At 39.7% G+C, this 937-nt stretch carries 1 protein-coding gene and 1 pseudogene; both read right to left on the bottom strand.

Going from position 1 to position 937, the window contains the following annotated elements; genetic code table 11:
* Nucleotides 1–180: 180 nt before the first annotated feature.
* Nucleotides 181–537 carry a hypothetical protein gene (locus LQK91_RS21915; RefSeq protein ID WP_008927156.1) on the bottom strand — a complete coding sequence of 119 codons (357 nt, stop codon included), beginning with the start codon at nt 535–537 and terminating at the stop codon, nt 181–183.
* A 1-nt stretch (nt 538) separates the two neighbouring features.
* A pseudogene (locus tag LQK91_RS21910) lies at nt 539–937 on the bottom strand (hypothetical protein); the annotation flags it as partial.

The raw sequence follows: 937 nt of genomic DNA, 5'->3' as shown, positions 1-937 counted from the left end.
ATGGTCTGCTATGTTCAGAAGAGACGCGATATATTACCGGGAAGTAGCTGGCTGAGTTGAGATTTGAGGTCGATCAAAAGTAAACGGTAAAGGTTGTACAGGACTGACTGATTCTGACAGCGGACAGCTAAACAGAACAAGCCGGAAGGATCGTTAAGATCGCTTCCGGCTTTTTAAACTTTACTCTCCATCGTATTCAATCGTAGCTTCAAGAGCGCTTCTTAACCAGTCCCAGAAGCTGTCAATTTCCTGGACATTTTCGTAACCTTCGCTGGCGAAGTCATGAATAATTATAACCTTACCTGGCTTATTAACTTCCCAACAAGCAACATCATCGTTATCCTCTCTTCTTGCAAAAGGTATTAATTCACGTGATGGATAACGGCTTTTTATTCCATTAAAGCGAATTCTCAGTCTCTCGCCCTGAAGAATGAGCCACGGATCAAAATCCAGTAAGCCTTGTAATACTATTCTTTTAAACTCATCAGGATAAGAAAACCCTACTGGTAGTTCTTTTTCAAGTAGAAGCTGTTCCATATTAGTCCAATGACCCTATTATATTTGACCCGTTAGGATAACCATTTTTGTATTTAGAAGCTTGTTTACCAATTCGTAATTGTATTGCATCTTCCCAGGAAGAAGGCGTTCCTTTTTTAGTAGTAAAGCGTTCAATAAATTCATTTGGCAAAGATGATGAACCATCATGAATTCTTGCTTTGACATTTATCCCTGCTCTGGATGCTGCAAGTACTCTGGTATTATCAATAGTTGTTAATTTTCCATCGCTCATTCTAACAACATCAATGGGGTCTCCAGTCCACCCATTCTTTCTCATACTATGAGTTAAATCAGCAGCACCATTTACAGAACTTTGGCTAAAACGAATCGTTTTGGGATCTAACTCAACAGCTTCGGGTTTACATTTCGCCCGATTCAA

Source organism: Pantoea sp. MHSD4, from assembly GCF_021043305.1.
Classification (GTDB): Bacteria; Pseudomonadota; Gammaproteobacteria; order Enterobacterales; family Enterobacteriaceae; genus Pantoea; species Pantoea eucalypti.
The sequence above is the reverse complement of the archived record's forward strand: the minus strand, read 5'-3'. Positions and strand labels throughout refer to the sequence as shown.